The sequence below is a fragment of the Thermotoga sp. genome, from assembly GCF_021162145.1.
In the GTDB taxonomy this organism is placed as follows: domain Bacteria; phylum Thermotogota; class Thermotogae; order Thermotogales; family Thermotogaceae; genus Thermotoga.
This window is the reverse complement of record NZ_JAGGZH010000111.1, coordinates 1-2,548: the sequence shown is the minus strand read 5'-3', so window position 1 is coordinate 2,548 and position 2,548 is coordinate 1. Positions and strand designations below refer to the sequence as shown.

Annotated in this window: 3 protein-coding genes; all 3 read right to left on the bottom strand. The window is 46.2% G+C overall.

What is annotated here, in order from left to right; translation table 11 throughout:
* Positions 1-2 precede the first annotated feature (2 nt).
* Positions 3-995, bottom strand: coding sequence for an ABC transporter ATP-binding protein (locus tag J7K79_RS07005; RefSeq protein WP_296906816.1), 993 nt, complete (start codon positions 993-995; stop codon positions 3-5).
* A gap of 2 nt (positions 996-997) precedes the next feature.
* A complete protein-coding gene (locus J7K79_RS07000) occupies positions 998-1,840 on the bottom strand; it encodes an ABC transporter permease (protein WP_296906814.1) in 843 nt (280 codons plus the stop codon).
* Positions 1,841-1,843: 3 nt separating this feature from the next.
* The coding region (locus J7K79_RS06995) for an ABC transporter permease (protein ID WP_296906812.1) at positions 1,844-2,548 on the bottom strand (705 nt) is incomplete at its 5' end.

Below are 2,548 nucleotides of genomic sequence, written 5' to 3'. Positions count from 1 at the left end.
GCTCATACTCTCTCCTCCGTGTACAAAAAACAAGCTACTTTTCTGCCTGGCTCCACTTCTTCCAGTGGTGGATCCTTTTTTCTGCACACATCCATAGCGTAAGGACATCTTGGGTGGAATCTGCACCCCGAGGGAGGATTTATGAGGTTAGGTGGAGCTCCGGGAATAGTGGTAATACCTCTCTTTTTGACCTCCGGCTCTGGCGTCAAAACGGAGTTGAAAAGCCCCTGGGTGTAGGGATGAAGCGGTTTTTCCAGAAGAGCTTCTACTGGTGAAAATTCGACTATCTTCCCGGCGTACATGATGATCATCCTGTCCGCTATTTGCCTCACCGTGGCTATATCGTGTGTGATGAACATGATACTTTTTACAATTTTCTGCCTCTTCATTTGCATCAAGACCTTCAAAAGGATTTTCTGATTGACAACATCCAGAGCGGAAGTTGGCTCATCTGCTATGAGAAGGCTTGGATTCAGTATGGTGGCGATCGCTATCACAGCTCTTTGCCTCATTCCTCCACTGAGCTCAAATGGGTACCTCCTGAGCCACATGGGTTTCAATCCTACTTCCTCGAACCTTTCTTTGGCCTTCTCAAGAAGTTCTTGCTCGTCTATCCCATGAGATTCAGCGAGATGTCTTACGTATTTTTCCATCCTGATGGTTGGCATCAGCGCGTTCATCGCTGCCTGAGGTATTATCGTTATCTCTTTTCCCCAGAATCTTTTCTTCACATCGTCTCTCGTCATCGATGAGATCTCCACAAGTTCTCCGTTCACTCTCAAAAAGATCTTTCCATCGACGAGTGTTAGGGGTTTCACCATGTTCATGAAAATCACGTTCGAGAGAGTTGTCTTACCACAACCGGACTCTCCCACGACCCCTACAACTTCGTCCTCCAGTATTTCGAAAGATACCCCGTCTACAGCCTTAACAGAAGCTTTCTCCAATTTATAGTAAGCTCTCACATTCTCCGCCTTTAAAAGTGCTTCCTTCATATTTACTCCTCCCTTAAACGTGGATTGAAGACTTCATCCATTGCCGTGCTGATCACGAGCAAGGAAGCTGTAATTGCCACAATAGCAAGACCAGGTGGTACGAACCACCACCAGAGCCCTCTCCTCACTGCTTCCATGAGAACCGCCCACTGAAGCATGATCCCAAGAGAAATTCCCTGTGTGGGACCGAGCCCTATCAAGCTCAAACTTGCTTCTCCCATGATTCCTCCGTTTATGAACAGAACAAAAGACATGAAAGCGTATGTCGCTATCGTGGGTATGAGGTCTTCTATCACGAGCCTGAGATCGGAGTACCCTGCCATTATGGAAAGGTACACATACTCCCTCGACATTACGCTCATGAGCTGTGCTCTTATTGCCCTTGCAAACCAGGGCCACTGGAAAAGACCAAGGATGAGTGCCACCATCTCTATGCTTCTTACTTTCAGGTAACTGGCTATCAGAATGGCTATCAGAATAGATGGTGTTGTGAGTACAATGTTGGTTATCGCCATCAGGGTGTCGTCCACTATTCCTCTTTTCACCGCCGAAAGACTGCCTACAACTGTACCTATCGCGAGGGAAATAATTGCTGCCAGAAATCCTATGTAGAGAGAAGAACGGATTCCATGAAGTAGCTGAGCTAGGAGATCTCTTCCGTACGTGTCCGTTCCAAGTGGATGAGCTGCAGAAGGAGGTTGTTCATAGTCCCATGTCATCTCAGTGGGATCCACTTTGTAAAACACTGGGCCCAGTATTCCAAGAAGTAGAAAGAATAGGAAAACAGAAAGGCCTATTATGAACTTTTTGTTCCTGAAAAGCGGTTTTACCATTGTCAAAAACATGCTTCATGCCTCCTGTCCCAGTCTTATTCTTGGATCTATCAACGCATAGAGGAAATCCACTACAAAATTGGCAAGGTAAATGGAAGCTATCAATATCACAAAGATTCCCTGTATCAGCGGATAGTCGAGAGTAGTCAACGCCCTGAACAGTAGATACCCCGTTCCGGGGTAATTGAACACGATTTCTGTGATCAAAGAGCCACCAAGGACTCCTCCCAAATTCAAAGCAAGTCCGGTGATCTGTGGAAGCAAGGAATTTCGGAAAACATACCTGAAGATCCTTTTGTCCTTCATTCCTAAATACTCAGAAAACATCGCATAATCGCTTCCAAGTTCATATATCACCATGAGTCTCATACCTATCGCCCATCCACCCATGGCGGAAACAACGATAGAAACGAAGGGCATGATGTAGTGTTTCAAAACGTCTATGAGGAACGACCAACTGAGATTGGGAATGGTTCCCTGAGAATAAGCTCCCTGAACGGGTAACCATCCGAGTCTTACGCCGAAAAAGAAAATGAAAATCATTCCAAGCCAGTAATACGGGATCTGCGAAACTATGAGAGATGTTGTGAGCACTCCCTTGTCTATCCACGTGTTCCTCTTATAAGCCGCCAGGGCGCCCAAACTGTTTCCAAGTATCCACGCAACTATCGTGGCTGGAAGCAAAAGAGCCAGTGTCCATGGAACAACTGGAATGATCAG

Bases quoted from the DNA above. Each gene is read 5' to 3' on its own strand.
- J7K79_RS07005 (WP_296906816.1), bottom strand. From the start codon at position 995: ATGAAGGAAGCACTTTTAAAGGCGGAGAATGTGAGAGCTTACTATAAA.
- J7K79_RS07000 (WP_296906814.1), bottom strand. From the start codon at position 1,840: ATGTTTTTGACAATGGTAAAACCGCTTTTCAGGAACAAAAAGTTCATA.